Here is a 3,936-nt window from a genome sequence, read left to right on the forward strand (position 1 = left end):
AACCCAATGTCGGTGGTTTGGTTGGTGTAGAGCGTTTCCGGCAGATCCAGCTCGATTTTCAGCCGGTTGGGCTTGATCGCTTCCACCCGAATCGGGGTATCAAAATAACGCTGACCCAGCCGGGCCACCGCACGCCAGTTCCCGGTGGGCGCGTCCTCTTCTGTGTGTAGTGTGAAGGCATAAAAATCGCCCACCGGCTTGTCCAGGGTATAGCTCTTCACCTTGTTACCACGGGGATCAAACCAGTCCAGCATCAGTGGGTGGCCGTCGGGGATGGTGTTGTCCTGGTCTTCCAGAATAAAGGTCAGGTGAATGTCATCACCGGGGCGCCACACGTCCCGCTCGCCGTAGAAGAAGCCTTTCAGTCCATCGCGTACTTGCTGGCCACCGGTGTTGAACTGGTTGGTGGGCAGGGCCCGGTTGCGGGCCAGTTTCAGGTAGCCGTTGTCCCGGTCCTTGACCGCTTCCAGGTAATACGCGGATCCGTCCAGTGAGAGGCTGGCCATGCCCTCGGCATCGGTAAGCCCCATGCCGACCTGCTGCAGCTGGTAGTTATAGGCCTTGAGCACCACGTCTTCGGCGGGGGTGTTGCTGTCCAGCTCGGTGGCCACCACCAGCAGGGTATCGTTCTGGCCGCGTTTGGCGATCAGACCCAGGTTGGAGGCCAGGAAAGCGCGGGTACTGCTGGCCAGGTCGTTGTACTGGTAGTAACTGTCGGAGCAGGGATTGTCTTTTTCGTACCAGCTCAGGTAGCCCGCATCCGCATAATAATTCTGATAAACATCAGAACGATCCTCATCCTGCCCAGGGCCTTCGTAGCTGTCCGGCAAGGTGGTTTTTTTCTTCAGGGCACCATCGGGGCAACTGTAGCTGATATCGTCGCCGTCGATGATCAGGGAGAGATGCACCAGACCATTGGGATGCTTGGCCATCAGCTCGGTAAGGTCCAGCTGGTAGCGTTGCCAGCCATCACTATTACCCGGCAGGGTCAGGGTTTTCTGCCACAGGTAGCGGCCGCTGCGTGAATCCATGTCGGCTTCATTCAGTTCGCTGCCTTGCAGATACCGGCCGATGTTGTCATCGAATACCCGGAACGCCTGCACTTTCACCGAGTGCACGCCCACCGCTTCAAACGGTACGCTGAGTTGTTTGCCATCGGGCAGGATGGTGCCGTCGCCGACAAAACGCACCCCTGGCTTGCTGGTCATCAGGGTAACGGTTTTTTCCAGCTTGTCCGTCAGACGACCCTGGCTGGCGGAGCGCAGGCTGCCGTCAATCACCAGCTTCACATCGTCTTCCAGCTCATCCTGCGGATAAATGCGCAGGGTGCTGCCATCCACTTCCACGCGGGGCGCCTTGCCATTCAACGTGACCAGCCCTTTCAGGTTCTGGGTCGCTTTCAGGGCCTCGGAAAAATTCACCTGGACGTGGGGTTTGGGATAACTGACCGCCCGCACATTGGTTACCGCGAAGTTTTTCAGTGCCGGCACCGTGTAGTGACGGTTGCCCTGGTTGTTCACGCCAAGGGGCGCCGCATCCCAGCGCAGTGATACATCACTGGCCTGCTGTTCGCGCACAATCCCGCTCACCGAAAAATCATGGCGCAGGCCGGCACTGTCATGCTGCCAGTTAATCGTCAGGGTCTTGTCGTTCTGGCGGGCATCCAGTACCGCCTCTACGTGAGCCTGGTCCGACAGATCGCGAGTCTCCAGACTGCCGCGCAGTACCATTTCGCCGCCATCGTCCGTGGGCAACAGGGACTCCACCGTCAGGCTCAGCTGCTGACGCAGCACCTGCAGGGAGAACTCAGCGGGACTCAAGGCGTCATCCACATTGCCCAGCCCCTGGGCGTACAGCACCAGGGTCAACGACTCCCCGCCGGGTAACGGCTCGGCGGGGCGAATTTCCAGCCGGTCTTCGGCGGTAAACACCGCCGTGACAGCCCGCTCCGGCAATAGCCGCGCGACCCCGGATTGAGGTTTGTCGAGTTGATCAGGAGTCACCACCGGGTGATTAAAGCGCACAACCAGTGGCGCCCGGGCACTGATGGTACCGGCCGGCAGGGCTGCCAGATGGGTTTGCCAGCGATCATCCAGAGGGGATACCTTCTGGTCAGCGTCGTTTTTCTCTGCGGCAACGCTGTTGCCCTCCTCGTTGCGGCTGGCATCACCCGCATCATCACAGGCTGCGATCAACAGCACAGTCCACAACATCAAGAGACGAAAAAACGACAAACCCCGACTTGGCATGAGACTCTTCCACGGCAAAATGATTAACGTGGGCAACATACCACAGACATGGGACAGGCGTGCGGCAACAATCACCATTCCATGCTCAATCTGGCGGCAAGAGCGACGCACGCCATAAACCCGTTTCAAGGAAGAATCCGGTGATAAAAACAAAAAACGGAGTCCTGATAATCATCACTATTGCCCTGATGATTTTCACTCTCTGGTGGCTGATACCCGGCAACAGCGATGACGCCCGCTGGGAGGATTATCTGTCACGGCTGGCTCGATTGTCAGGGCAAGCGGTTCCGGAACGGGCCCCGCTACCGGTGCTGGTCTATCCGGGTAACCGGGAACTGCAGCAACCGATTCCGGAGCAGCGGGTCAATCTGCTTGAGTACCTGGAGCTGCGCCACTGCAACCTGATGACGTTGATCAGCGAGCGCAATAGCATATTGGGCAAGTTGCAAGCCGACTCCCTGCGTTTAAAACATGAAGTCACCTTTATCCGGCGTGCTCGCCTGTGTCTGGCAAACGGCAAGCTGGATAATGCCGAGCTGATCGCTCTGCTGGAACAGGTGGTAGCGGAGAAGCAGGCAGCACTACCGGCCCTCTACTGGAACGCACTGGTCGCCAGTGAGGAATTCCGCCAGTTTTTCAGCCAGTCCCCATCCGCGCTGGCCGGAGACAGCCAGGCCGCTCTGCTGAGCTTGACGCAACTGGCCCAGTCGCCTGTTGAGAACGAGGCCATGCCAAGCCCGGAGCAACTGTTCGGGCTGGAAGCCCGGCTACAGCAAATCGCCCACAGCCAGGTGGGCGGGCAGTTGCTGCGGCGGCTGGCACTGGCTCTGCGAGAGCTGGAGCGCGGCAATGCCTTGCTCGAAAGCATTGATCCGGTAGCGCTCTGCCCCAAAGGACGGCCCACGCGGGCCCGAAAACTGCGCAATGTGCTGGACAATATCTGGGGCAGCCGGGTGCAACAGGCTCTGGCGGACGCACAACGCCAGCGCCAGCAACTGGCCAGCGCCCTGGCCAAGATAGACCAACTAATCAGCCCCACACCCCCAGCCTTCACTCAGTGGTTGGCGCATTATTTTTCTGATAAAGGCCTGCAAAGCCAGTTAAACCGCGCACTTAAGCACCATGTCTCGCTCTGGCAGGAGCGCCTGCGGCAATGCGATCTGATGCCCGGTGGCGCGCAAAAGCTGGACGATAGTGCAAATATTGACCTAGAAGGCTAAACAAAAAGTCTACAAAGCGAATGCTTGCGAGAACAGTTGTCCACATACTTCCGGGTGTCGGTGAGTCCCATTCACCGGCTCCGGAGTTTTACTCCGTGATAGCTCTCCCGAGCCAAACTATTCACGGCGCCTTTTGGCGCCGTTTTTTTTTGCCGCTCTGCGGCCGCGACACGCTTCACGCAGCATGCAACACGCTTTCCATAAAACCGCTGCAGGGGTACCTCTTGAGGTGCGCACCCAAACGCCCGGTAGATACCGTCTCTCCCAATGAACCACAACCCCTCTCAAACGGGCTGTGGTTCATATTCTTTCTGGTGCGCCAGCACGCCGTAAGCGATGTGCACCAGTTTTCTCATGGCCGCGCCCAGCGCTGACATCTTTCGTTTGCCTGCAGCACACAGCCGTTGATATTGGCGCCGAATGCTGGGGTTATGCCGCATCGCCACAACGGCACCCATGTATAACTT

2 protein-coding genes and 1 pseudogene are annotated in these 3,936 nt (G+C 58.7%); 1 reads left to right on the forward strand and 2 read right to left on the reverse strand.

The window, feature by feature from the left end; genetic code table 11:
* Positions 1-2,201, reverse strand: a 2,201-nt coding sequence (locus A3754_RS22905; protein WP_231880750.1) for an MG2 domain-containing protein, incomplete at its 3' end; no start/stop codon positions are given.
* A gap of 188 nt (positions 2,202-2,389) precedes the next feature.
* On the opposite strand from A3754_RS22905, the gene A3754_RS22910 reads away from it, so the two are divergent.
* A complete protein-coding gene (locus A3754_RS22910) occupies positions 2,390-3,469 on the forward strand; it encodes a DUF3080 family protein (RefSeq protein WP_063521436.1) in 1,080 nt (359 codons plus the stop codon).
* 284 nt (positions 3,470-3,753) lie between these two features.
* Here A3754_RS22910 and A3754_RS26330 read toward each other — a convergent pair.
* Positions 3,754-3,936 (reverse strand): annotated as a pseudogene (locus tag A3754_RS26330) (IS110 family transposase); the annotation flags it as partial.

Source organism: Alcanivorax sp. HI0083 (assembly GCF_001635175.1).